A 24,585-nucleotide genomic window follows, 5' to 3' on the forward strand; every position below is an offset into this window, starting at 1 on the left:
TGTGCCGCTCACGAGAATTTGGGCGCGCGCTTCTGCATCCCGGCCATCACCGCCTCCATCTGGTTGGCCGAACCGATGATCGCGGCCTGCAGCCGGGCCTCCAGCGCCAGATGCTGGTCGTCGCCGGGCCACGCCGCGCGCACGAGTTCCTTGGCGCCGCGCACCGCTTCGGGGCTGCGCGCGGCGATGGCGCGGGCGGTATCGCGAGCAGCGGCCAGCGGATCCTCGGCCACGCGGGTGACAAGACCAAGCTCCTGCGCCTCGGGGCCCTCGATGACGCGCGCGGACAGGATCATGTCGAGCGCCTGATCGGCCCGCATCACGCCGGGCAGCAGCTTGGTCAGACCCATATCGGGGATCAGGCCCCAGCGGGTTTCCATGATCGACAGCTGCGTGTCCTTGGCGGCGATGCGCAGATCGGCGCCGAGGGCCAGCTGCATCCCCGCGCCGAAGGTCACACCGTGCAGCGCCGCGATCACCGGCACGGGCAGATCGGCCCAGACCGTGCAGGGCTGCTGGAACCGGTTGGCCGCCTGTCCGCGCGGGGGCGTGACGATTTCCTGACGCAGCGTGTCGAGATCGGCCGCGAATTCCATCAACATCGCCGTGTCGATCCCCGCGCAGAACGCCCGCCCCGCGCCGGTCAGCACCACCGCGCGCAGGCCGGGCTCCTCCATCAGCCGCGCGCCCGCGGCCGCAACCGCTTCGAACATCGGGGCGTCGAAGGCGTTGAGTTTCTCCGGTCGGTTCAGCGTGACCTCGGCGATGCCGTCCTCGATGCGGATGATGACGCGGTCTTCGGTCATGGTGCCCCCCTTCGGCTGTCGCCCGAAGCTGCCAGCCACGGGCGGCCACGGCAAGGAAAACGTAAAGGCAGGGATGGGCACAAACGCGGCGACGGCGCTCAGGCGCTCATCCACCACAGCCGGGTCAGGTGAAAGAAGGCGGGCGCCGCGAAGATCACGCTGTCGAGCTGATCGAGAAAGCCGCCCTGTCCGGGGATCAGGTGCGACCAATCACGCAGCCCCCGGTCACGCTTGATCGCGCGCAGCACAAGGTTGCCGATCTGCCCCGAGGCCGAGGCAACCACCGCCATCGCCGCCGCCTCGAGCGGACCGAAGGGCGTGACCCAGGACAGGATCATGCCCATTGCGCCCGCCACGGCCATGCCGCCCAACGCGCCGGCCCAGGTCTTGGGCGACAGGCCGCGCGCGATCTGGCGGCGTCCGAACCGGCGGCCGATATGGAAATCGGCCAGATCGCCCGCCTGCACGACCAGCACCAGAAAAGCGATCAGCAGCATCCCCCGCCCGGTCGCCGCACCATCGGCGCCGGGCCGTTCCAGCCACATCAGCGCGGGGATATGGCTGAGACAGAACACCGCGATCATCAGCCCCCACTGGGTTTCCGACACCCGGCGCAGGAAGCGCTCGGTCGAGCCGCGCAGCACCGCGACGAAGGGCAGAAGCAGGAAGGCATAGACCGGGATGAACACCGCGAAGAGCCGCTGCATGTCGAAATAGACGAACAGGAACTGCGCGGGCAGCAGCAGGTAGAACGCGATGGCCAGCGACAGGTGGTCGGCCTTGGTGCGCGCGGAATAGGTGAAGAATTCGCGCAGGGCCGCGAACGAGGCGATGGCGAAGATCAGGATCACCGCCCAGCGGCCCGCCAGCATCGCCAGCGTGAAGGTGATCGCCATCGCCCACCAGCTGTCGACGCGGGCCATGAAGATCTCGACCCCGGGATCCGAGGCCGGGCGGCGGCGGCGCATCTGCTCGCCGATGATCGTCACCGTCAACAGCACAAGCCCGGTTCCCAGCGCCAGCAGCGCGATATCGTGCAGAATCGGGCTCATTCCGGGTCCTCGGGTTTCAGGGCCAGCAACGCCGCCGCCGCGCGGTCGAGAAACGCGCGGCGTTCTTCTCCCTCGCGCAGCGCGACCGGTTCGCCGAAGATGATCGAGCACATCAGCGGCAGGGGGATGATCTCGCCCTTGGGCATGACGGAATTGAGATTGGCGATCCAGGTCGGGACCAGCTCGACCCCGGGATGCGACTGCGCGATGCTGTAGAGCCCCGATTTGAATTTCTGCAGCGGCTCGGGCCCCTGGTTGCGCAGGCCCTCGGGGAAGATGATCAGCGAATCGCCCGCATCCAGCGCCTGATTGATCGCCGCCATCGGGTCCTCGCTGCGGGCCTCGGGGCGGCGGTCGATCAGCACCGCGCGGAAGATGCCGGCGCCGGCAAAGGCCCGCAGCCGCGAGGTCAGCCAGTAATCCGCGGCGGCCACCGGGCGGGTCTGCTTGCGCAGATGCGGCGGCAGCACGGTCCAGATCATCGGCATGTCGGCATTCGAGACATGGTTGGCGAAATAGACCCGCTGGCGCGGGGTCGGGGCCACGCCGCGCCACTCGGCATGGACCGCGGTGATCGCGCGCGCGAACAGCACCAGCGCATGACCGCAGATCCGCGCCGCGAACCGGCTCGGCCCCGTCGGGCGCGGGGCGGGGAGCAGGGGTTTTCCAGGGGCGGTGTCGGTCGTCATCGGGGCATCATGAAGCGGGATCGGATGAAGGGGAAGGGGCGCGCACGGCGAAAGGCCCGTTGACGGCGGAACCCTGCATCGCCCGCCGATGGTCGCTTGTGCCGAAAGGACGCTTTGCTATCATCGGGTCATAAACAACAGGCGTAACGAGACGGGCAGGAGTTGGCAATGCGTTGGATTTTCAGGATCATCGGTGCGCTCATCGTCGTGGTGATCCTTGCCGTCGGGGCCTTGTTCCTGCTGCCCGCCGACCGGATCGCCAATCTCGCGGCGCGCCAGTTCGAAGCCGCGACCGGCCGCGCGCTGACCATCGACGGCGATGTCACGCCGACCTTCTGGCCGGTTCTGGGCGCGCGGGTCGAGGGCGTGACGCTGGCCAATATGGCGGGCTCGGATGCCGGGCCGATGCTGGTGGCTGACAGCGTCGATCTGGGCGTCGATCTGGCGCAGCTTCTGCAGGGCAATCTGGTGGTGCGCCAGTTCGAAGCGCGCGCGCCGCAGATCGTGCTGGAACGCGACCAGATGGGCGTCGGCAACTGGAATTTCGCGGGCGTGGGCGACGAGAGCGCCGCCACGGGCGAGACCGGCACGCGCTCGACCCTGCCGCCGATCATCCTGGACCGCGCGCAGATCCAGGGCGCGAGCCTGCGCTATATCGACCGCGCGGCGGGCACCGATGTCACCGTCGAAGGCGTGTCGATCGACCTGGCCATGCCCGAGGCGGGCGGCCCGGCCGAGCTGCGCATCGCGCTCGACCGCAACGGTCAGCAGGGCGAGGTGACGGCGACTCTGGCCTCGGTCGACCGGCTTCTGGCGGGCGAGGTCGTGGCGGTCAGCGCCGCGATCCGGGCGGAGGGCGCCGAAGGCTCGTTCGAGGGTCGGATGGGGATCGAGCCGGTCGCCGCCGAAGGCCGGCTGTCGGTGCAGATCGACCGCCTTGGACCGGCGCTGCAACTGGCGGGCGCCGAGGGCGGCGAGCCGCTGCCGGGCGCGGCCCGTCCGCTGGCGCTGTCGGGGCAGCTGACGCTGGCGCCCGCGGGCAGCCTGCATCTGCGCGAGGGCAGCGTCGGGGTCGGCGCGAACCGTCTCGCCGTGGCGCTGGACACGACCTTCGATGGCCCGCGTCCCAATATCGCCGGCCAGATCAGCGCGCAATCGCTTGACCTGACGGGCTTCACGGGCGGTGAAAGCGCGGGATCCACGGGCGGTGGCTGGCCCACGGACCGGATCAACGCCTCGGCGCTGGGGATCGCGGATGCGCAGATCGGCCTGACGCTGGGGCCGGTGAATACGGGCTTCGGCATGATCGACGCGCTGCGCGGCTCGCTGACCATCGACAATGCCCGCGCGGTGATCGGGCTGAACGAGCTGCTCGCCTTCGACGGCACCCTGTCGGGCGATCTGGTGGCCAATAACCGCAACGGGCTGTCGGTCGGCGGCAATCTTGCGCTGCGCGGCGTGAGCCTGCTGTCGATGCTGCGCCAGACCGTCGAGTTCGAGCGCCTGACCGGCTCGGCCGCGGCGGATCTTCGGTTCCTGGGCGTCGGGCAGTCGGTCGACGCGATCATGCGCTCGCTCGAAGGATCGGGCACGCTGCAATTCGGGCGTGGCGAGATCCTGGGCATCGACCTGGCGGCGATGCTGCGCAATCTCGACCCTTCGGCGCTGGGCAGCGGGTCGTCGACCGTCTACGACAGCATCGGCGCCAGCTTCACCATGGCGGGCGGTGTCCTGAACAACAGCGACCTGCGGCTGGAAGCGCCGCTCTTCACCGTGCGCGGCGAGGGCGACGTGGATCTGGGCGGGCAGACACTGGCCTACCGGATCACCCCCGAAACCTTCCGCAACGCCGATACCGGCGAGGCGAGCCTGCGCGTGCCGCTGATCGTCACCGGCCCGTGGTCGGCGCCTCGCTTCCGGCTGGACCTGGAAGGGCTGGCCGAGCAGCGTCTGGCCGAGGAACGCGCGCGGCTCGAGGCGCGGGCGCAGGAAGAAATCCAGCGCCTGCAGGAGCGCGCCACGCAACGCGCGCAAGAGGCAGTGACCGAGGCGCTGGGTGGCGCGGCAGGCAGTGGAGAGGGCAGCACCGAGGACCTGCTCAGGCAGGGGCTGCGCTCGCTGATCGGCGGGCGCGGGAATTAAGGGCGCCTCGGCCGCCGTTCGTCCCGGCGGCCCGGGCCGGTCGCGTGCGCCCCGGCGCGCCACGGCGCCGGGCGCGCGGGGCGGTCAGTTGCGGATGAAGTGCAGCCGGTCGAAGCGCGCGCGCAGGGCAGCCGTGCGCGGGGCGATCGTGGCGGGGTCGTTGGCGCGCAGGGCCTCGGCCACCAGCGCGGCGATCTCGGGGATATCGGCGGGCGTCACGCCCCAGCGCACCAGCTCCGGTGTGCCTATCCTGAGCCCGTTCATGTCCCCCGGCACCTCGGCGATCGGCAGGCCGATACCGCAGGCAAGGAACCCGGCCTGTTCAAGCTTGCGCGACGCGGCCTGACCGCCGCCGAATTCCGCCGCCTCGACGGCGAATTGATGCGAGCGGGTGAAGCCCCGCGCCTGCGCGAAGACCGGCAGGCCGGCATCGGACAGCGCCCGCGCGAAGGCCTGTGCCGTGTCGATCATGGCAAGCGCATAGGCCCGGCCATGGTCGCGCCAATCGAGCAGCCCGATGGCCAGCGCCGCCGACTTCGCCGCGTCGAAATTCGCCGTCATGCCGGGGAAGGCGATATGGTCCAGCCGCTCGGCAATCGCGCCGTCGCGCGTGACGATCAGCCCGCCCGCCGGGCCGCCCAGCGATTTGTAGGTGCTCATCGTCATCAGATGCGCGCCGTGATCGAGCGGATTCGACCACGCCTTGCCGGCGATGATCCCGCATTGATGCGCGGCATCGAAGAGCACATGCGCGCCGACCTCGTCGGCAATGGCGCGCACGCCCGCCACGGGATGTTCGAACAGGTTGAGCGAGCCGCCCACGGTAATCACCCTGGGCCGGACGCGCAGCGCCAGGTCTCGCAGCCCGTCCAGATCCAGGCTGTAGCCATCGGCATCGACCGGGGCAGGGTGGGTTTTCAGCCCGTAAAGTCCCGCGCAGCCATCGGCATGATGGGTCACATGGCCGCCGATGGCGGCGGGCGGCGCGATGATCGTGTCGCCGGGCTTTGCCAGCGCCATGAACCCGTAAAGATTGGCCAGCGCGCCCGAGGGCACGCGGATCTCGGCATGGGTGGCGTCGAAGATCTCGGCGGCGAGTTCGGCGGCGATGACCTCGATTTCCTCGATCGCCTGCAGCCCCATCTCGTATTTGTCGCCCGGATAGCCCAGCGAGGGACGCGAGCCCAGCCCCCGCGCCAACGCTGCCTCGGCGCGCGGATTCATCACGTTGGTCGCGGGGTTGAGGTTGAAGCAATCGCGCTCGTGGATCTGCTGATTGCGCTGGATGAGCGTCTCGATCCGCGCGTCGAGTGTGGCGCTGTCGGCCTGCGCGGCCTCGGCGGCCAGTGCCTGGACGCGGGTTTCGGCGGCGGCGGGAACCCATTTCCGGGGCGTGAGATGGGGGACGGTGCGGATCATGGAACCTCCTGTGTTGCGTTTAGACTGCGGGCCGGGCGGCTTGCGCGCAATCGCGATTTGCGATCATCTGAGGCGCAAGAAACCTGAGCCTGAAAGCCCCGATGCCCGTCACTCCGCCCCCGCCACGCCCGCCGTCGCTGGCGCATCTGGCTGCGCTGGACGCGGTGCTGCGCCATGGCGGCTACGCGGCGGCCGGCGCGGCTTTGGGCGTGTCGCCCGGGGCCCTGCGCGCCAAGTTGCGGGCGCTGGAAACCGCGTCGGGCATGAGCTTTCTGGCGGCGCGGGCGCATTCGGTGCAGCCCACGCCCGAGGCTCTGGCATTGGCCGCGCCGTTGAGGCAAGCCTTTCACCGGCTCGAACAGGCGCTTGCGCCGCTGGGCGCTGCGCCGCTGCCGCTGGGCGCGCTGCACGGTTTCGAAGCGGCCCTGCGGACGGCAGGCTTCGCCGCGGCCGGGGCGGCTTTGGGCCTGTCGCCGGGCGCGGTTGCCGCGCAGGTGCGGCGGGTCGAGCGCTGGGCGGGCCGGCCGTTGTTCGAACGCCACGCGCAGGGCGTCCGGCCGCTGCCCGACGCAAAGACGGTCCAGCCCGCGCTTGCGACTGCATTGGGGTCTTTCGCGGCGCTGATGGCGCGGGGAACACGCCTTGTGCGCATCGCGGCGCTGCCTGCCGTGGCGCAGCTCTGGCTGGCGCCACGCCTGCCGGGTTTGCGCGCGGCCTGCCCGGGGATGCAGGTCTCGGTCACGGCGCTGGAACGCCTGCCCGAAGGGAAGCGCGCGCCCTATGATCTGGCGCTGTTCATGGGCGAGACAGGCGGTCAGTTGCTGGCCGAGGATGCCTTGCTGCCGGTCTGCGCGCCGGCGCTGGCCGCACGGCTCCGAGAGCCGGGCGACCTGTCGGCGGTGCCTTGCCTAGAGGATTCGGCATGGCCGGGTGACTGGCGGCGCTGGTGCGCGGCGGCGGCGCCCGAGATTGCGGTTCCAAGGGGCGTGGCGCATTCGCTTTACGCGCTGGCGGTGGACGAGGCGCTGGCAGGGTCGGGCGTGTTGATGGGACACCGGGCGCTTCTGAGCCGGCATCTGGCCGAGGGGCGGCTGGTCGCGCCCTTCGCGGCGCCGGTTCCGCTGGCGCGGGCGTTGCGGCTTTACCGGCTGCGCCCCCTGCGCCGGGGCAGCGCTGCCGAGCGGGTGGCAGCGGCGCTGCGCGCGCTGGCCTGACGGCGGGGCGCTGTCAGATCCGGGCTTTCATCGCCGCGATTTCGGCGCGGTGGTCCTGCATTTTCAACATGATACGGTAGTCGCGATCATAGTATTCGTGTCGCACCGGGTCGGGTGTGAGGACCCTGGCCAGCGTGGTCATCGCCGGTGTTGCCGTCGCAAGGTCCGGGTAATGCCCCGAGACCACCGCCGCCGCGATGGCGGTTCCCGACAGGACCACGTCCTCGGCCTGCGAGGTCAGAACCTTCATCCCCGTCACATCGGCGAAAAGCTGTCTGAGGACGGGCGCCCGGGCCAGTCCGCCGGCGATGGCCAGACTGCGCGGCGCGGTCCCTGTGCCCGAAGAGGCGTCCGCTAGGTGCTCGGCGATCTGCCGCACGCCCAGAGCGACCGACACCGCGGTGCGCCAGTAAAGCTTGCACAGGGCATCGAACCCCCGGTCCAGCGACAAGCCCGCGATCACGCCCCTGAGGCCGGCATCGGAAAAGGGCGAGCGGTTGCCGTTGAAATCGGGCAGTACGTCGATCTCTTGTCCCAACGCGGCGCCCTCGCGGGCCAGAAGCGTCTCGATCCGCGCCAGCACGGCGTCGTGGTCATAGGACTGGCCGGGGGCCGGGCCGGGCCACGCGTCCAGCACCCATTCCAGCGCCGCACCGGCAGCCGATTGCCCGCCCTCGCTGGTCCACAGGCCCGGCAGCACCGTGTCGCGTGACGGGCCCCAGATGCCCGGGGCGAAAAGCGGGTCGGGCGTCACCGCCATGATGCAATTCGACGTCCCCGTGATCAGCATCAGGCCCGGAGACGCGCCCGGCGACAGGCCCACCGTGCCCAGCGCACCCGCATAGGCGTCGATCATGCCCGAGGCGACGGGGATGCCCTCGGCCAGCCCCATCGCCCGGGCGGCCTGCGGGGTCAGCCAGCCCGCCGGGGCACCGACGGGGACGACCTTGGCGGGCAGGTCCGCCCGCTCGCGCAGATCGTCCAGCCCCACCTGCGCCAGGAAATCCTCTGCCCAGCCGCCAGAGGCCGGCAGATAGGGCCATTTCGCCGCCCGCGCGCAGGCCGAGGCGCCGGGCTCGCCGGTCGCGCGCAAGGTGAGCTCGTCGCACAGATCGCGCGCGGCGCCGAGCCGGGCCCAGGCGTCGGGGCGGTGGCGTTTCAGCCACATCAGCTTGGGCGTCTGCATCTCGGGCGACATCGCGCCGCCCAGATGGTCGATCAGCCGGTGCCCGGTTGCGGTGCATTCCGCGGCCTCGGCCAGCGCGCGGTGGTCGAACCAGGCGATCGTGTCCCGATCCGGCGCGCCCAGCGACAGCGCCGCCCCGTCGCGGTCGCGCAAGACCAGCGAGCAGGTCGCGTCGAAGGCCAGCCCGATCACGCGATCAGGGGCGATCCCGGCCTGGGTCACCACCGCGCGGCTGGCCGCACAGACCGCGTCCCAGATCTGGTCCGAGCTGTATTCCGCATGCGGCCCGGGGCCCTCGGTCAGCGCCAGCGGCGCGACCCTGCGCGCCAGCATGCGGCCGGATGTGTCGAACACGCCCGCTCGGGCACTGCGCGTGCCCACATCGACAGCCACAAGATAAGACGGCATCGTCTCCACCCTCAGGCGCGGCCTCGCACCAGAGCGGGGAGGGCGGCCATGTCGCCGATGATGGCCATCGGCGCACATTTTTCAACCGCTTGCCGAAGATTGGCGGGTCCGGCATGCGAGCCGCCGACATAGGCCACCGCCTTCATTCCTGCCGCGCGGGCCGCTGTCAGGCCCGCCGGACTGTCCTCGATCACCAGGCACTCGGCGGGGTCAACCTGCATGTTCCGCGCCGCGTGCAGGAACAGGTCGGGCGCGGGCTTGCCGTTCGGGACCATAGTGGCGCTGAAGATATGCGGCTCGAAAAAAGGCAGCAGGTTGGTCACGCGCAGCGACAGGCGGATGCGGTCGGGCTGGCTGGACGAGGCCACGCAGACCGGCACGCCCAGCGCCGCCAGCGCCTGCGCCACGCCGGGCGTCGGCTGCAAGTCCTGCTCGAACCGGGCCAGAAGCCGTTCGCGCAGCGCACCCAGCAGCGGCGGCGTCAGGTCCAGCCCGCGCTCGCGTTTCAGCCATTCGGCCACGCTGCCCAGCGATTTGCCGAGGAAATTCGCATAGGCCTCGTCCGCGTCCAGCACGCAGCCCGCCTCGGCCAGCACATCCAGCATCACCGCCAGCGAAATCGGCTCGCTGTCGACCAGAACACCGTCGCAATCGAAGATGACGAGCGCCGGGCGGGTCGACATCGTGTCCATGGGTCAATCGCCTTCGAGATAGCGCGAGAGGGTGCTCGCCGTTCCGCTGTCCCATAGCAGGTGCAGCCAATGCGCGAAACGCTGTGCGAAGCCTGCCTGTTCTGCCAGATCGCCGTAAATCGTCTCTTGCTCGAGCCACGCCTGCGGACGGCGCCGCGCCTGCTGGGCCACGGCCTGCAGCCGGTCCCAGTTGGGATCGTTCGGCGCGATCTCGGCCCCGCTATCGGAGACGCCCGCGCAATAGCGGGCCCAGAGCGCGCATTCCAGCGCCAGCCCGTCGATCCGCCCCCCTTGGTCCAGCGCGTCGCGCAGCGTCGGGATGATGAATTTCGGCTGCCGGTTCGAGCCGTCAAGGCACAGCCGGCGCACCGTGTCGCCGATCTTGGGGTTGGAAAAGCGCCGTTCGATCAGGTCGAAATAGGCATTCAGATCGGTATCGGGCACCGGCGGGACGGTGGGGATGATCTCGCGCTCTTCGATCTTGCGCAGGAAGGCGCGGATCAGCGGATGCTCCATCGCTTCATGCACGAAATGGATGTCCATCAGCCCGGCGGGATAGGCGATGACCGCGTGGCCGCCATTGAGGATGCGCAGCTTCATCAGCTCGAACGGCGCGACATCAGGGACGAATTGCGCGCCGGCGGCCTCGAAGGCGGGGCGGCCCAGCGGGAACCGGTCTTCCAGAACCCATTGCGTGAAGCCTTCGCAGAAGACGGGCCAGCCGTCCTGCACCCCGAAATCCTCGGCCAGAATCCGGCGTTCGCGGTCGGTGGTGGCGGGGGTGATGCGGTCGACCATGGCATTGGGGAAGGCCACGTTGGCCGCGATCCAGTCGGCGAAATCCGGATCCGACAGGCGCGCCAGACCACAAAGCGCGTTCTTCGTCACTACGCCGTTATGGGGGATGTTGTCGCAGCACATGACGGTAAAGGGTTCCAGCCCCGCCGCGCGCCGGGCCCTGAGCGCGGCAATCATCATGCCGAACGCGGTTTTCGGCGCCTCGGGCGTGGCGGCATCGGCGACAATGGCGGGATGGGTCGGGTCGAACCGATCCTTGCTATCGAGGAAATAGCCGCCCTCGGTGATGGTGAGCGAGACGATGCGGATGTCGCGCTGGCTCATGCGCGCGATGATCGCGGGGGCGTCGGCGGGTTCGATGTAATCGATCATCGAGCCCAGCACGCGGGCCTCGGAATGATCGGCCTCCTGCTCGACCAGCGTGGTCAGCCAGTCCTGCGCTTCCAGTACCGCGCGGCCCTTGCGCTCACCCTCGAACACGCCCGCGCCGACCAGCGCCCAGTCGAGGCTCTGACCCATCGCGAACAGCCGGTCGAGATACATCGCCTGATGCGCGCGGTGAAAATTGCCGACGCCGAAATGCAGGATGCCCGCGCTCAGCCCGGCGCGGTCATAGCCGGGGGCGGCGACGGCGGCGGGCAGATGGGGCAGGTTGGATTGGCTCAGGGGGGTGGACATGTCAGCTCATCCAGTTTCCGCCGTCGACATTGTATGTCTGGGCGACGATGTAGTCGGCCTCGGACGAGGCGAGGAAGACGGCCATGCCGGTCAGATCCTCGGCCCGGCCCATGCGGCCATAGGGGACGGCCTCGCCGACTTCGCGCTTCTTCTGGCCGGGGGCCTTGCCCTCGTAGCGCGCGAAGAAGGCGTCGACGCCGTCCCAGTGCTCGCCATCGACCACGCCGGGCGCGATGGCGTTGACGTTGATGCCGTGCCGGATCAGGTCCAGCCCGGCGGATTGCGTGAGGCTGATGACGGCCGCTTTCGAGGCGCAATAGACCGCCACCAGCGCCTCGCCCCGGCGACCGGCTTGCGACGCCATGTTGATGATCTTGCCGCCCGTGTCCTGCGCGATCATCCGTTTCGCGGCGGCCTGCAGGGTAAACAGCGTGCCCGCCACGTTGACCGCGAAGACGCGGTCGTAATCGGCGCGGGTGATCTCGGTGATGGGGGCGGCGGTGAACAGCGCGGCGTTGTTGATCACGATGTCGATCCCGCCCATCGCGGCGATTGCGTCGTCCATTCCCGCCTCGATGCTGGCCGGGTCGCAGACATCCAGATGCACGGCCTGCGCGCCGATTCCGGCGGCGGCGTCCTGCGCGCGGGGCAGGTCGATATCGGCAATCGTGACCGCCGCGCCCTCGGCCCGGTAGGCGCGCGCAAAGGCCAGCCCGATGCCGCGCGCCGCCCCGGTGATCAGGGCGCGTTTGCCCGCCAGTCGCGTCATGCCAGCCGAAGCCCCTCGGCGTCGAACCGGTGAATCTGCGCGGGATCGGGCGTCAGGTGGATTTCGTCGTCGTAATGCAGATCGACCTCGCCGCCCGCGCGCACGGTCAGTGGCTCGGCAAAGCCCGGCACGGTGACGTGGAAGAACGTGTCCGACCCCAGATGCTCGGACACGCCGATCTTGCCGGTCCATGTGCCGCCTTCGGGCGTGACCATCAGGTGTTCGGGGCGGATACCGATCGTGTGCGCGTCGTGCTTGGCGGCTTCGGGGCCTTCGATCAGGTTCATCCTGGGCGAGCCGATGAAGCCCGCGACGAACTTGTTGCGCGGGGTGCGGTACAGCTCGAGAGGGCTGCCGACCTGCTCGATATGGCCCGCCTGCAGCACGACGATCTTGTCGGCCATGGTCATGGCCTCGACCTGATCGTGCGTGACGTAGATCATCGTCGTCGCCAGCCGTTTGTGCAGCTCGCTGATTTCCAGCCGCATGCCGACGCGCAGCGCGGCGTCGAGGTTGGACAGCGGTTCGTCGAACAGAAAGGCCGAGGGCTCGCGCACGATGGCCCGACCGATGGCGACGCGCTGGCGCTGGCCGCCCGACAACTGGCCGGGACGACGGTCGAGGTAGCTGTCGAGGTTCAGCACCTTCGCCGCGCCTTCGACCCGCTTGTCGATCTCGGCCTTGTCGAGCCCGGCCATTTTCAGCGGGAAGGCGATGTTCTTGCGCACCGACATGTGCGGGTAAAGCGCGTAGCTCTGGAACACCATCGCCAGCCGCCGCTTGGCCGGCGACAGGTTGGTCGCGTCCGTGCCGTCGATGCGGATCTCGCCGCCCGAGACGTCTTCGAGCCCGGCGATCAGCCGAAGCAGCGTGGATTTCCCGCAACCCGAGGGGCCCACGAAGACCACGAACTCGCCGTCCTCGATTCGCAGGTCCAGAGGCGGGATGACCTCGACATCGCCGAAGGCCTTGCGCACTTTATCAAGCGTGATGCGTCCCATGATATCAGTCCCTTACTTGACGGCGCCGAAGGTGAGGCCGCGCACGAGTTGTTTCTGGCTGAACCAGCCGAGGATGAGGATCGGCGCGATGGCCATGGTCGAAGCCGCGCTGAGCTTGGCGTAGAACAGGCCCTCGGGGCTGGAATAGCTGGCGATGAAGGCCGTCAGCGGCGCCGCGTCGACCGTGGTCAGGGTGAGGGTCCAGAAGGCCTCGTTCCAGGCGAGGATGATGTTCAGAAGCACGGTCGAGGCGATGCCGGGAATGGCCATCGGCGTCAGGACGTAAAGGATCTCGTCCTTCAGCGTGGCACCGTCCATCCGCGCCGCTTCAAGGATCTCGCCGGGGATCTCGCGGAAATAGGTGTAGAGCATCCAGATGATGATCGGCAGGTTGATCATCATCAGGATGAAGATCAGCGCGCCCTTGCTGTCGAGGATCCCCAGCTCGATCAGGATCAGCCGGATCGGGTACAGCACGCCCACGGCGGGCAGCATCTTGGTGCTGAGCATCCACATCAGCACGTCCTTGGTGCGCTTGCCCGGCACGAAGGCCATGGACCAGGCGGCGGGAACGGCGATGATGATGCCGAAGATCGTCGAACCGACGGCCAGCACGACCGAGTTCCACAGATAGCGCATGTAATCCGAGCGTTCCTGAACGACGGTGTAATTTTCCAGCGTCCAGTCGAAGTTGAAGAAGACAGGCGGGTCGGCGATGGCCGTGGCCTCGGTCTTGAAGCTGGTCAGGATCGTCCACAGGATCGGGAAGAAGATCGCCAGCCCGATGATCCAGGCGAGGGCGGTGAAGGCGATCTTGCGTTGGGTGGTGACGGCGCGGGCCATGGTCGATCCTCCTCAGGCGTCGAGGTTCTTGCCCACCACGCGCATCAGCACGAGGGCGACGATATTGGCGAGGATGACGGCGATGATGCCGCCGGCGGAGCCCAGACCCACGTTCTGGCTTTCGATCACGCGCTGATAGACCAGATAGGTCAGGGTCCGCGTGCCGAAGGCGCCCGAGGTGGTGACGTAGATCTCGGCGAAGATCGACAAAAGGAAGATGGTCTGGATCAGGACGACCACGGTGATGGACCGCGCGAGGTGGGGCAGGATGATGTGGCCAAACCGCGACAGGGGGCCGGCACCGTCCATCTCGGCGGCTTCAAGCTGCTCGCTGTCGAGCGACTGGATCGCGGTCAGCAGGATCAGCGTCGCGAAGGGCAGCCATTGCCACGACACGATCAGGATGATCGAAAACATCGGATACTGGCTGAGCCAGTCCACGGGCTGCAGGCCCAGCCCTTTGAAAAGATGCGCGAAGAGACCGTTCACGGGGTTCATGAACATGTTCTTCCACACCAGCGCCGAGACCGTGGGCATGACGAAGAACGGCGCGATCACCAGGATTCGCACCACGCCCTGACCCCAGATCGGCTGATCCAGAAGAATGGCCAGCAGGACGCCGCCCACCACGGTGATGACCAGCACGCCGCCGACCAGTTGCAACGTGGCGACGATGCTGTCGAGAAAGGCCGACGAGGTGACGAACCGGGAGTAGTTGCCCAGGCCCTCGCAGCAATCGAACGTGCCGCGCATGGGCCGGTAATCGAGGGTCGAAAACCACAGCGTCATGATCAGCGGCACCAGCATCCACACGAGAAGCAGGAACACGGCCGGGGACATCATCAACCGGGCAGCGGAACGGGAATGCTGGGTGGCCATCGGGGAACCCTCGGGCTGAAGCTGCGGGGAAGGCGCGCAGCCCGCAGGCTGCGCGTTCTGGCGTTTCCGGGAGGAGGTGGGGCAGGTCCCGCCACAGACCTGCGCCCCGGATCGGAAGGGGAGGGGGGCTTAGTAGCCCGCCGCCTCCATTTCTTCGGTGGCAAGCTCCTGCGCCTGCTCCAGCGCTTCGTCGGCGCTCATCTGACCGGCCAGCGCGGCCGAGAAGAGCTGACCGACTTCCGTGCCGAGACCCGCGAATTCCGGGATCGCCACGAATTGCACGCCGGTATAGGGCACCGGATCCACGGCCGGGTTGGTCGGATCGGCCGCCTGCATCGAGCGCAGGGTCATCTCGGCGAAGGGCGCCGCGTCCAGGTATTCCTGGTTCTCGTAGAGCGAGGTGCGGGTGCCCGGGGGCACGTTGGCCCAGCCCTCTTCCGAGGCGACAAGCTCGGTATAGCCGGGGCCGGTCGCCCAGGCGATGAATTCGCGCGCGGCTTCCGGGGCATCCGACGAAGCCGGGATCGCCAGGTTCCACGCCCAGAGCCAGTTGCCGCGACGGCCCAGCCCGTTATCGGGGGCCAGCGCGAAACCGACGCTGTCGGCGACGTCGCTGTCATCGGGGTTGGTCACGAAGGAGGCGGCGACGGTCGCGTCGATCCACATGCCGCATTTGCCGGTCTGGAACAGCGCGAGATTCTCGTTGAAGCCGTTATTCGACGCGCCCGGAGGGCCGTATTCGTTCATCATGTCGATGTAGAAGGTCAGCGTGTTGTGCCAGGCTTCGCTGTCGAATTGCGGACGCCAGTCCATGTCGAACCAGCGCGCCCCGAACGAGTTGCCCATGGCGGTCAGGAACGCCATGTTCTCGCCCCAGCCGGCCTTGCCGCGCAGGCAGATGCCGTAGATTTCGTTCTCGCGGTCGGTCATCGCGGCGGCGGCTTCGCGGATGAACTCCCAGCTGGGTTCGTCGGGCATTTCCAGCCCGGCCGCTTCCATCAGGTCGGTGCGGTACATCACCATCGAGCTTTCGCCGTAGAAGGGCGAGGCATAGAGCGTGCCATCGACCGTCAGGCCACCGCGCACGGCGGGCAGCAGGTCGTCGACATTGTACTCGTCGCCCAGATCGTCGAGCGACAGCAGCCAGTCATTGGCGCCCCAGATCGGAACCTCATAGGTGCCGATGGTGATGACGTCGTACTGGCCACCGCCGGTGGCGATGTCGGTGGTCACGTTCTGACGCAGGACGTTTTCCTCCAGCGTCACCCACTCGACCTCGATATCGGGGTGCATGTCGGTGAAATGGCTGGTGAGCCCTTGCATGCGGATCATGTCGCCGTTGTTCACGGTGGCGATGGTGATCGTTTCGGCCTGAGCCGCCAGCGCGAAGCCGGCAGCGGTCAGCGCCGTCGCGCCCATGAGGGCGCGCAGGGTGCGGGTCATGGTCTTCCTCCCATATTGAGCAAATGCTAATCCCTTGGGCAAATTCTCAAACGAGAGGTCAAAAGGCAACAGGTTTCTTCCCGCCGCGCCGCAGAAACGCGGGCAGGTTTTTGAAATCGCGGGATTAAATGTTGGTTAATTCGCGCTAATCGAGCGTTAGCGCAATCGCGGTCGCCTCGTCCGTGACCAGCCCTGTGAGCAGGCTCCCACCAAGTGCGGCTCGAATCGCGGGCACCTTGTCGGGTCCGTGGGCGGCGCCGATGACGGGGCCGGGATGGCTGCCGGGGGTGATCTCGGCCGAACTGACGCGGCTGTTGATCTCGTCGTCGATCAGCTGGCCCCGCGCATCGAAGACGAAACCGATGATCTCGCCCACGGCGCCTTTGTCGCGCAGCCGCCGCTGGTCGCCGCGGGTGATGAAGCCGTCGATCACCAGGGGCGCGCTCTCGGTCATCGTGCCGACCCCGACGAAGCGCATGTCGGTCTGCGCGGCCAGCGCGCGCGTCACGCTCAGCGTCTTCTGGCCCAAAAGCGCCGCGCGTTCATCGACCGAGGCGCTGATTACCGGCAAAGGCACCGGGAAGGTGGCGGCGGTGATCTTGTCCGCGATGGTGAACAGCACGTTGTAATAGGCGGTCGAGCCGTCGGGCGCGATATTCCCGGTCAACGACACGATCTTGTGCTGGGCGCAGTCGATATGGGGCAGATGCTCGACCGCCGCGCGCAGCGTCCGCCCGGTGCCCAGTCCGATCACCATCGGCTCGGGCCGCATCAGGCAGGATTCCAGCAGATCGCCCGTGGCATGGGCGACGGCCAGCCCGGAATTCTGCACGCTGTCGAGCGAGGGGACGACCTCGCACAGGGTCAGCCCGTGCCGGTCCTTCAGCCGCTGCGCCAGTTCCAGGCAGCGCGCGATCGGGTGGTCGATGCGGACCTTCACAAGCCCCGCCGCCATGGCCTGCGACACCAGACGCTGCGCCGATTGGCGCGATATTCCCATGATCTGGGCGATCTCGTCCTGTTTGCAGCCGCCGATATAGGCCAGCCAGGCAGCCCGCGCCGCGTCGTCGTATTTGTGTTCAGCCGAGCTCATGGCGTTCCTCGTTCCGGGCGCGCATGGTGGGGGCGTCGTTGCAGATTGGCAAGATCGTCGTGGCCCCGGCGCGCCGTCAACCGCCGGGGCCAGAATGGGATCACAGGCGGGTGCGATCCAGTTCCTCGGCCTCTCGCACGATGCGCGCATCCTCGCGCAGCTCGAGCCACATCGCGTTCAGCACGGCGAACAAGGCGGCCAGCGGAAGGCCAAGGATCCAGGCGAAATACCACATGGCGGTTTCCTCAATACGAATGACCGGAGCCGGTGACGTCCTCTTCCGTCACCTTGCCCCACAGGACTTTGTAGACCCAGGCCGTATAGGCCAGGATCAGCGGCATGAAGATCGCCGTCGCCACCAGCATCACGAAGAGCGTGGTCTGCGAGGACGACGCATCCCAGACGGTGAGCGAGCTGTCGGGCGCGCTGGACGAGGGCAGGATGAATGGGAACATCGTCAGCCCCACGCTCGACACGATGCCCACGATTGCCAGTTTCGACCACAGGAAGGTCGTCACTTCGCGTCCGGCGCGCAATCCGCGCACGGCCATGGCAATGCCAAGAAAGGCGCAAAGCGGGGCAAGCGCGATCCACGGGCGGTCGGCATAGGCCATGAGCCAGCTTCCGCCCCGCTCGACCGTCGAATACAGCGGGTTCGACGGGCCGTTGGCGGGCACGTCGCTGGTGATGCGGTAGCCCTCGATCCCGAAGGCCAGCCACAACCCGGCCAGCGCATAGCCCGCCGCCGCGACGATCCCCGCCACGGTTCCGAAGCGTCGCGCGCGGGCGGCGACCGGGCCCTCGGCCTTCAGCCCCAGCCAGGCCGCGCCATGCATCAGCAGCATCGACAGCGATACGACCCCGGCCAGCAGGCCGAACGGGTTCAGGAGCCCGAAGAGCTTGCCCAGGGCGCCGCCCTCGTAGATCGGCATCAAGGCGTTGGTCAGGTGGAAGGGCACGCCCTGCAGCACATTGCCGACCGCGACGCCGAACAGAAGCGCCGGCACCGCGCCGCCCACGAACAGCGCCCAGTCCCAGCCCGAACGCCACGCCGCGCTTTCGCGCTTCGAGCGGTACTTGAAGCCCACGGGGCGCAGGATCAGTGCCGCCAGCACGAGGAACATCGCCAGGTAGAAGCCCGAGAAGCTGACCGCGTAAAGCGGAGGCCAGGCGGCAAAGATCGCGCCGCCGCCCAGGATGAACCACACCTGGTTGCCTTCCCAGACGGGGCCGATCGTGTTGATGGCGATCCGCCGCTCGGTATCGGTTCTGGCCACGAAGGGCAGCAGCGCGCCCACCCCCATATCGAAGCCGTCGGTCAGCGCAAAGCCGGTCAGCAGGACACCCAGAAGCAGCCACCAGACAAGGCGCAGAAGGTCGAGAGAGATCAGTTCATGCAGGATCATGGCGCTTACTCCGCAGGGCTGGCGAGAGGGGTCTTGCCATCGGTGGTCCGCAGCCGATGGTAATGGCGCTGCATCCAGCGTTCCGTTTCCTCGACATCCTCGTGCGGGCCCTTCTTGATGTATTTCAACATCAGAGCGACCTCGATGACGAAAAGCACGGTGTAGAATAGCACAAATCCGATGATCGTGATCCAGACATCCGTGACCGTCAATTGGCTGACAGACAGCGCGGTCGGCAGGACTCCGTCCACCGTCCAGGGCTGGCGGCCATATTCCGCAACGATCCAGCCCAGCTCGGCCGCGATCCACGGCGCGGGGATCATGACCACCGCCAGCCGCAACGCCCAGCGCGGGAACTGCATCTGCCGGAACGATGCGCGCCAGAAGAAATAGGCGGTCAGACCGATGAAGGCAAAGCCCAGCCCCACCATGATGCGGAACGCCCAGAAGATGACCCAGACATTGGGCACCGTATCCCAGGCGGCGGCCTGTATCTGCTCGTCGGTCGCCTCGCGCGGGTCGTCGACATAGCTCAGAAGAAGCAGCGCATAACCCAGATCCTCGGAATGCTGATCGAAGCTCAGCCGGACCGCCTCGGGGGTTTCGTCACGCATCTCCTGCATGGTCTGCAGCGCGTCATAGGCAAGGATGCCCGAACGCACCATGACCTCCGCCTCTTCGACCAGTTCGGCGATCCCCGGGATTTCCTGCGTCAGCGAGCGGGTGCCGATGATGCCCATGACCCACGGGATTTCGATGGCGTATTCGGTGGTGCGTTCGGCTTGGTTGGGCAGGCCCAGAAGCGTGAACGAGGCGGGCGCTTCGTGGGTCTCCCACATCGCCTCGATCGCGGCGAGCTTCATCTTCTGCGTGTGGCCCGCCGAGTAACCGCTTTCGTCGCCCAGCACGACGACAGACAGCGCCGAGGCCAGGCCAAAAGCCGAGGCCACGGCGACCGAGCGCCGCGCAAGGTCGATATGGCGGCCTTTCAGCAGATACCAGGCCGAGACGCCCAGCACGAAGAGCGAGGCGGTGACGTAGCCCGCCGAAACGGTATGCACGAATTTCGCCTGCGCGACCTCGTTGAACACGACCTCCATGAAGGATGTCATCTCCATGCGCATCGTGTCGGGGTTGAACGCGGCGCCCACCGGGTGAACCATCCAGCCCGAGGCGATGAGGATCCACAGCGCCGAGAAATTCGACCCGATGGCGACCAGCCATGCGACGATCAGATGCGCCACCTTCGACAGCTTGTCCCAGCCGAAGAAGAACAGGCCCACGAAGGTCGCCTCCATGAAGAAGGCCATCAGCCCCTCGATGGCGAGCGGCGCGCCGAAAACATCGCCGACATAATGGCTGTAATAGGCCCAGTTCATGCCGAACTGGAATTCCATCGTGATGCCGGTCGCGACGCCCAGGACGAAATTGATGCCGAACAGCGTGCCCCAGAACTTGGTCATCTGCCGCCAGATCGGGCGGTTCGTCATCACGTAGACCGTCTCCATGATGGCGACGAGGATGCTGAGGCCAAGTGTGAGAGGCACGAACAGGAAATGGTACATGGCTGTCATCGCGAATTGAAAGCGCGACAGCTCGACGAGGTCGAACTCCATGGTCAGGGCTCCGGTTGGGGCCGCGTCGGAAGCGTCCATGCGGGCGGGTGGCGCGACTTCATATTCCGTTTTCTTTATGCGTATTTGCCGAAGGTCAAGGGATTTCCGACCTCTCGGGCGATTGTGTCGCAGCAAGGTGACCGTTCGGCATCACGCGCAGCACCCGGTCGGCGAAGGCCAGCTCGGTGTCGCGATGCGCCGCGATCAGGATCCCCGCCTGCGGCAAGGCGCGGGCCAGGTTTTCCAGCACCGCCTGCGCGGTCGGCGTGTCCAGCCCCTCGGTCGGTTCGTCCAGCAAGAGAAAAGCGGGCCGCCGCAGCAGGGCGCGGGCCAGCACCAGACGCCGGGCCTCGCCGCCCGACAGGCCCGCCCCGCGCGGTCCGAGCGGACTGTGCAACCCGCCCCGCGCGCGGATCACCCCGGCAAGCTGCATGGCCTCGAGCGCCTCTTTCAGCTCGGCATCGCCGGCATCGGGCGCGGCAAGCCGCAGGTTCTCGGCCACGCTGCCCTGGATCAGGGCCGCGCGCTGCGGCACCAGCGTGACGGCGCGGCGCAGTGCTTCGGGTGCCAGCGCGTCGAGCGGCGTCTCGCCCAGGCGGATCGTGCCTGCATCCGGGGCGAGCACGCCGGCGGCCAGGGCCAGAAGCGTGCTTTTTCCGCTGCCGCTCGCGCCCGCGATCGCCAGTCTTTCGCCGGGGGACAGGCGCAGCGAGACCGCGTCGAGCACCGGCGCGCGGCCGGGCGCCCGCCGCAGCGTGACCGCCTCGATGCTGAGTGCCCCGGTGGTGGCGTGTTGCCCGGTCGGGGGCTGCGGCGCGGGGCGCAGGATCGGCGCCACCCGCCGTGCCGCCTGCGCGATCCGCCCGTAATCGCCAAGCGCGCGACGCAGGGGGGCCGTGGCCTCGGCCAGCGCCAACGCCACGAAGACGCCGATGGCGGCCACCGCCGGGCCAAGCCTGCCGTCGAGGACAGCGCTGCCGCCGAGCCACAGCGCGCCCGCCGGGGCCACCGTCCCAAACAGGGCCAGCGCGGCGCCGGTGCCACGTTCGACCCGATCGAGCCGCGCCGCGCGCCGGCGGCGCTGATGCTCCAGCCGGCCCAGCGTCTCGCGGCTTTCGGCCAGCTTGCCCAGCAAGGCCCGCTCGCGTCTTGTGCGCAGCATCTCGACCAGGTGGCGGCGATAGTCCTGCACGGTGTCTTCAAGCGCCCGCGATGCCCGGATGGCAGGGCGGGCGGCCAGCGCGGTGACAACGAGCGCGCCCAGAGCGAAGCTTCCCGCGACCCAGCCCGCGATGGCCGGATCCGTCAGCCATGCCAGCATCCCGAATGCCCCCGCCAGCACCGCAATCGCCGCCAGTACGGGGATCAGCAGGCGCAGAAGCAGGCCGTCCAGCGCCTCGATATCCGCGCCCAGCCGGTTCAGGGCCTCGCCCGCGCGAAGCCGGGTCAGGCTCTCGAACGGCGCCCGGGTCTGCGCGGTGAGCAGGCGGATGCGCAGGGCCGACAGCGCGCGCAGCACCGCGTTATGGGTCAATAGCCGCTCGCCATAGCGCGCGGCGGTGCGGCCGATGGCCAGAAACCGGATCCCGGCCGAGGGGCGAAAGACGTCGAAGATCAGACCCGCCCCGGCCATTCCGGCGGCGGCGGTCGCGGTGATGAACCAGCCCGACAGGCCCAGCAGCGCGGCGCCCATCGCCAGCACCAGAACCGACAACGCCAGCCCCAGCAGAAGCGGGCGGAACTGCCCTTTGAGCATTGCGCGCAGAACGGCCCTCACAGCGCGATCTCCCCGTCCATCCGGGCAATCAGCCGCGCGTCATGGGTGGCGACGATCAGCGTCGTGCCCCGAGCCGCAAGCGCCAGCAGCGCCTCGGTCACGCGCGCGGCGGTGGCGGGGTCCAGATCGGCGGTCGGCTCATCGGCCAGCACGACGTCGGGGCGCGCGCGCAACAGCCGGGCCAGCATCACCCGCCGCGCCTCGCCCCCCGACAGCCCGGCGCCGCTTTCGCCCGGCACGGTGTCCAGCCCGTCCGGCAGGCGGTCCAGGACCGTGTCCAGCGCGGCGGCGCGCAGAAGGGCAGGGTCCGGCTCGCCCTCGCCCAGAAGCGCGCGCAGGGGCTCTTCGGGGAATTGCGGGGTCTGCGGCATCCAGCCCAGCCGCGCGCGCCAGCCATCGGCGTTCCGGTCGTCGAGAACCTGCTCGCAGACCCGGATCGTGCCTGCCTCGGGCGCCTGAAGCCCGGCCAGCAACCCCAGCAGCGTCGATTTACCCGCCCCGCTGCGCCCGGTCACGGCCAGACGGGATCCGGGTGCGATCCGGATATCGGGATAGTCGATGCCCCGCGCCGACAGACCCGACCAGGCGATGACCGGCGCCCCGTGAAGCCGCGCGGCGGTGGCACCATGGCCCAGTAGCGGGGGCAGGGGGGCGGCCTGCCATGCCTCGACCTCCTCGGCCACGGCCTGCGCTGCCGCGCGGTCGTGCCACGCGGCGGCAAGATCGCGCATCGGCTGGAAGAAATCGGGGGCGAGCAGCAGGAGGTAGATCCCGGCAAAGGGTGTCAGCGGGGCGCCCCATGTCCCCCAGCCGATCACCCCCAGAAGCGAGAAGCCGACCCAGACCGCGACCATCGCAACGCCAAGTGCGGCGAAAAGTTCAAGTACGGTCGAGGACAGGAACGCCACACGCAGCACCGCCATCGTACGCTGCCGCAGATCGTTCGAGACCTTCGCGAACCGGCCCGTCACCTGCGCCCCGGCATCCAGAAGCTGGATATCCGGCAGCGCGGCCACGCGGTCGACCAGCAGATCGCCCAGCGTGCCGATCTCGACCATCTGGCGCGCGCTCGCCTCTTTCGCGGCCCAGCCGACCAGCGCCATGAAGACCGGGATCAGCGGTCCGGCGACCAGCAAGACCAGCCCGATGGCCCAGGATTGCGAGAGCGCGAGCGCAAGGATCACCGGAGGGACGATCGCGGTGCGCGTCATTGCCGGGTGATAGCGCATCAGATAGGCGCGCAGCGCGTCGAGCTTGTCGACCGTCAGCGCCGCGACCGCGCCCGGCCCGCCGAACCCGCCGCTGTCGCCGGCCAGCGATTCCCGCGCGACGATCCGGTCGCGCAACCGGGTGACGGCACGCTCCGAGGCGCGGAACAGCTGCCCCTCGGCCCCATAGGTCAGCCCGGCGCGCAAGGCCGCGAGGGCGAGGAAGATCACCGCCTCGCGCGCCGGCGCGCCGGTGCCCTCGAGCCAGCCTGCCAGCGCCGCCGCGATGACCCAGGCCTGCGCCAGCCAGATCAGCGATGCCAGCACCGACAAGGCCGAACCGGCCGCGATCCGGGCGCGCGCGGGACCGAGCAGCGGGTCAAGGGAAGAGGGTGCGCGGGACATGCGGCGAAGGTGCGCGCGAATGCCGGGCGCGGCAAGGGGAGCCGTCGTCGCAGGGCTCAGAAACGGCGGGAATGGCGCGCGCCGATCAGGCCGAACCGGTGCGGCCAGTCCGCGGCCTTGGTGATGCCGATCCGCGGGCCGCTGAGCCAGCGTTCGGGCGGATCGGGGATCAGGGCGAAATCGGGCGGGCCGAAGGCGCGGTGATTGTCGGCCTCGGTAATCCCCAGCGCCTGCGCCAGCATGCCAGGCCCCAGACAAAGCGGACGCCCGGGCCCGCGCCGCGCGCGCATCTGATCGAGACCCGAAAGCGGTTCCAGGGCGCGGATCAGGACCGCGTGGCCGGGCAGCCCCACCACGTTGAGGCACCAGTGGATGCCATAGGAGCGATAGACATAGGCATGGCCGGCAGGGCCGAACATGGCGGCGTTGCGGGCGGTGGGGCCGGGAAAGGAATGCGAGGCCGGGTCGTCGGGCGAATAGGCCTCGGTCTCGGTGACGCGGCCCGAGACACCGCGCACCGTCAGCACCGCGCCCAAAAGCCGGGGCGCGAGATCGGGCGCGGGCAGGGCGAGGGTCATTGCAGCAGCGCCGCGACCTGGCGGGAATGGGGGCGGGTGCGATGTTCGACCAGGTAGATCCCCTGCCACGTTCCCAGCATCAGCCGGCCGCCCACCACCGGGATCTGCAGGCTGACGGGCAGATGCGCGGCCTTGATATGGGCAGGCATGTCGTCGGGGCCTTCGGTGGTATGGGTGATCCAGCGCATCGACGGATCATCCGACGGCGGCGCGAGCCGCGACAGCCAGGTCAGCAGGTCGGCCCGGACATCGGGATCGGCGTTTTCCTGGATCAGCAGCGAGGCCGAGGTATGCCGGATGAAAAGCGTGAGCAAGCCCTCTTCCGCGTCCGAGCCCGCCACCCAACGGGCGACCTGCGGGGTCATGTCGTAGAGGCCGGGGCCGTCGGTGCGCAGGGTGAAAATCGTGTTCATGACGGGGCGAGGTTAGCCTGTCGCGCCGGGGCTGAAAAGGCGTGTCCCATACTGTGGGGTCCCTGCGGCC

General features: G+C 68.6%; 22 protein-coding genes. 2 read left to right on the plus strand and 20 right to left on the minus strand.

What is annotated here, in order from left to right; all coding sequences use genetic code 11:
- Positions 1 to 8: 8 nt before the first annotated feature.
- The 3 genes from C4N9_RS11505 to C4N9_RS11515 form a co-directional block, all read right to left on the minus strand.
- Complete coding sequence (locus tag C4N9_RS11505; protein ID WP_109533468.1) at positions 9 to 806, minus strand: crotonase/enoyl-CoA hydratase family protein; 798 nt, start codon at positions 804 to 806, stop codon at positions 9 to 11.
- 98 nt (positions 807 to 904) lie between these two features.
- A complete protein-coding gene (locus C4N9_RS11510; RefSeq protein WP_109533469.1) occupies positions 905 to 1,858 on the minus strand; it encodes a phosphatidate cytidylyltransferase in 954 nt (317 codons plus the stop codon).
- Entirely contained in the window at positions 1,855 to 2,547 is a 693-nt protein-coding gene (locus C4N9_RS11515; protein ID WP_109533470.1) for a lysophospholipid acyltransferase family protein, read from the minus strand. Before C4N9_RS11515 ends, C4N9_RS11510 begins: the two co-directional genes overlap by 4 nt.
- Before the next feature lie 168 nt (positions 2,548 to 2,715).
- Here C4N9_RS11515 and C4N9_RS11520 point away from each other — a divergent pair, with 168 nt between their 5' ends.
- Positions 2,716 to 4,689, plus strand: a complete 1,974-nt coding sequence (locus tag C4N9_RS11520; protein WP_109533471.1) for an AsmA family protein — start codon at positions 2,716 to 2,718, stop codon at positions 4,687 to 4,689.
- Between the two features lie 84 nt (positions 4,690 to 4,773).
- Here the strand turns inward: C4N9_RS11520 and C4N9_RS11525 are convergent, their stop codons facing one another.
- The gene (locus tag C4N9_RS11525) at positions 4,774 to 6,108 is read right to left on the minus strand and encodes a serine hydroxymethyltransferase (RefSeq protein WP_109533472.1); all 1,335 of its coding nucleotides are present in this window, start codon (positions 6,106 to 6,108) and stop codon (positions 4,774 to 4,776) included.
- 101 nt (positions 6,109 to 6,209) lie between these two features.
- On the opposite strand from C4N9_RS11525, the gene C4N9_RS11530 reads away from it, so the two are divergent.
- Positions 6,210 to 7,322: a LysR family transcriptional regulator gene (locus tag C4N9_RS11530; protein WP_109533473.1), complete on the plus strand. Its 1,113-nt coding sequence runs from the start codon at positions 6,210 to 6,212 to the stop codon at positions 7,320 to 7,322.
- Between the two features lie 13 nt (positions 7,323 to 7,335).
- Here C4N9_RS11530 and C4N9_RS11535 read toward each other — a convergent pair whose 3' ends face one another.
- The 16 genes from C4N9_RS11535 to C4N9_RS11610 all read right to left on the minus strand — a co-directional run bounded on the left by C4N9_RS11535 (position 7,336) and on the right by C4N9_RS11610 (position 24,515).
- On the minus strand, positions 7,336 to 8,916 hold the full coding sequence (locus C4N9_RS11535) for an FGGY-family carbohydrate kinase (protein WP_109533474.1): 1,581 nt from the start codon (positions 8,914 to 8,916) through the stop codon (positions 7,336 to 7,338).
- Positions 8,917 to 8,927: 11 nt separating this feature from the next.
- A complete protein-coding gene (locus C4N9_RS11540; protein ID WP_245902520.1) occupies positions 8,928 to 9,608 on the minus strand; it encodes an HAD family hydrolase in 681 nt (226 codons plus the stop codon).
- 3 nt (positions 9,609 to 9,611) lie between these two features.
- On the minus strand, positions 9,612 to 11,084 hold the full coding sequence (locus C4N9_RS11545; protein ID WP_109533475.1) for a mannitol dehydrogenase family protein: 1,473 nt from the start codon (positions 11,082 to 11,084) through the stop codon (positions 9,612 to 9,614).
- Between the two features lies 1 nt (position 11,085).
- Entirely contained in the window at positions 11,086 to 11,853 is a 768-nt protein-coding gene (locus C4N9_RS11550) for an L-iditol 2-dehydrogenase (protein ID WP_109533476.1), read from the minus strand.
- Positions 11,850 to 12,854 (minus strand): ABC transporter ATP-binding protein, encoded by a 1,005-nt coding sequence (locus C4N9_RS11555; protein WP_109533477.1) that lies wholly within the window; start codon positions 12,852 to 12,854, stop codon positions 11,850 to 11,852. Before C4N9_RS11555 ends, C4N9_RS11550 begins: the two co-directional genes overlap by 4 nt.
- Before the next feature lie 12 nt (positions 12,855 to 12,866).
- Entirely contained in the window at positions 12,867 to 13,697 is an 831-nt protein-coding gene (locus C4N9_RS11560) for a carbohydrate ABC transporter permease (protein WP_109533478.1), read from the minus strand.
- Positions 13,698 to 13,709: 12 nt separating this feature from the next.
- Positions 13,710 to 14,576 carry a carbohydrate ABC transporter permease gene (locus tag C4N9_RS11565; protein WP_109533479.1) on the minus strand — a complete coding sequence of 289 codons (867 nt, stop codon included), beginning with the start codon at positions 14,574 to 14,576 and terminating at the stop codon, positions 13,710 to 13,712.
- A gap of 129 nt (positions 14,577 to 14,705) precedes the next feature.
- Entirely contained in the window at positions 14,706 to 16,019 is a 1,314-nt protein-coding gene (locus C4N9_RS11570; RefSeq protein ID WP_109533480.1) for an ABC transporter substrate-binding protein, read from the minus strand.
- Between the two features lie 145 nt (positions 16,020 to 16,164).
- Positions 16,165 to 17,112, minus strand: a complete 948-nt coding sequence (locus C4N9_RS11575; protein WP_109533481.1) for a sugar-binding transcriptional regulator — start codon at positions 17,110 to 17,112, stop codon at positions 16,165 to 16,167.
- Between the two features lie 100 nt (positions 17,113 to 17,212).
- Positions 17,213 to 17,347 carry a cytochrome bd-I oxidase subunit CydX gene (gene cydX / locus C4N9_RS11580; RefSeq protein WP_109533482.1) on the minus strand — a complete coding sequence of 45 codons (135 nt, stop codon included), beginning with the start codon at positions 17,345 to 17,347 and terminating at the stop codon, positions 17,213 to 17,215.
- 10 nt (positions 17,348 to 17,357) lie between these two features.
- Positions 17,358 to 18,518, minus strand: a complete 1,161-nt coding sequence (gene cydB, locus C4N9_RS11585; protein ID WP_109533483.1) for a cytochrome d ubiquinol oxidase subunit II — start codon at positions 18,516 to 18,518, stop codon at positions 17,358 to 17,360.
- Between the two features lie 5 nt (positions 18,519 to 18,523).
- Positions 18,524 to 20,134 (minus strand): cytochrome ubiquinol oxidase subunit I, encoded by a 1,611-nt coding sequence (locus C4N9_RS11590; RefSeq protein WP_109533484.1) that lies wholly within the window; start codon positions 20,132 to 20,134, stop codon positions 18,524 to 18,526.
- A gap of 94 nt (positions 20,135 to 20,228) precedes the next feature.
- A complete protein-coding gene (gene cydC, locus C4N9_RS11595) occupies positions 20,229 to 21,911 on the minus strand; it encodes a thiol reductant ABC exporter subunit CydC (RefSeq protein ID WP_245902521.1) in 1,683 nt (560 codons plus the stop codon).
- Positions 21,908 to 23,524 carry an ABC transporter ATP-binding protein/permease gene (locus tag C4N9_RS11600; RefSeq protein WP_109533486.1) on the minus strand — a complete coding sequence of 539 codons (1,617 nt, stop codon included), beginning with the start codon at positions 23,522 to 23,524 and terminating at the stop codon, positions 21,908 to 21,910. Before C4N9_RS11600 ends, cydC begins: the two co-directional genes overlap by 4 nt.
- Positions 23,525 to 23,580: 56 nt before the next feature.
- Entirely contained in the window at positions 23,581 to 24,102 is a 522-nt protein-coding gene (locus C4N9_RS11605) for a DNA-3-methyladenine glycosylase (protein ID WP_109533487.1), read from the minus strand.
- Entirely contained in the window at positions 24,099 to 24,515 is a 417-nt protein-coding gene (locus C4N9_RS11610) for a secondary thiamine-phosphate synthase enzyme YjbQ (protein ID WP_109533488.1), read from the minus strand. The genes C4N9_RS11605 and C4N9_RS11610 overlap by 4 nt, the downstream gene beginning before the upstream one ends.
- Between the last annotated feature and the right edge of the window lie 70 nt (positions 24,516 to 24,585).

It is taken from the genome of Pararhodobacter marinus (assembly GCF_003122215.1).
Lineage (GTDB): Bacteria > Pseudomonadota > Alphaproteobacteria > Rhodobacterales > Rhodobacteraceae > Pararhodobacter > Pararhodobacter marinus.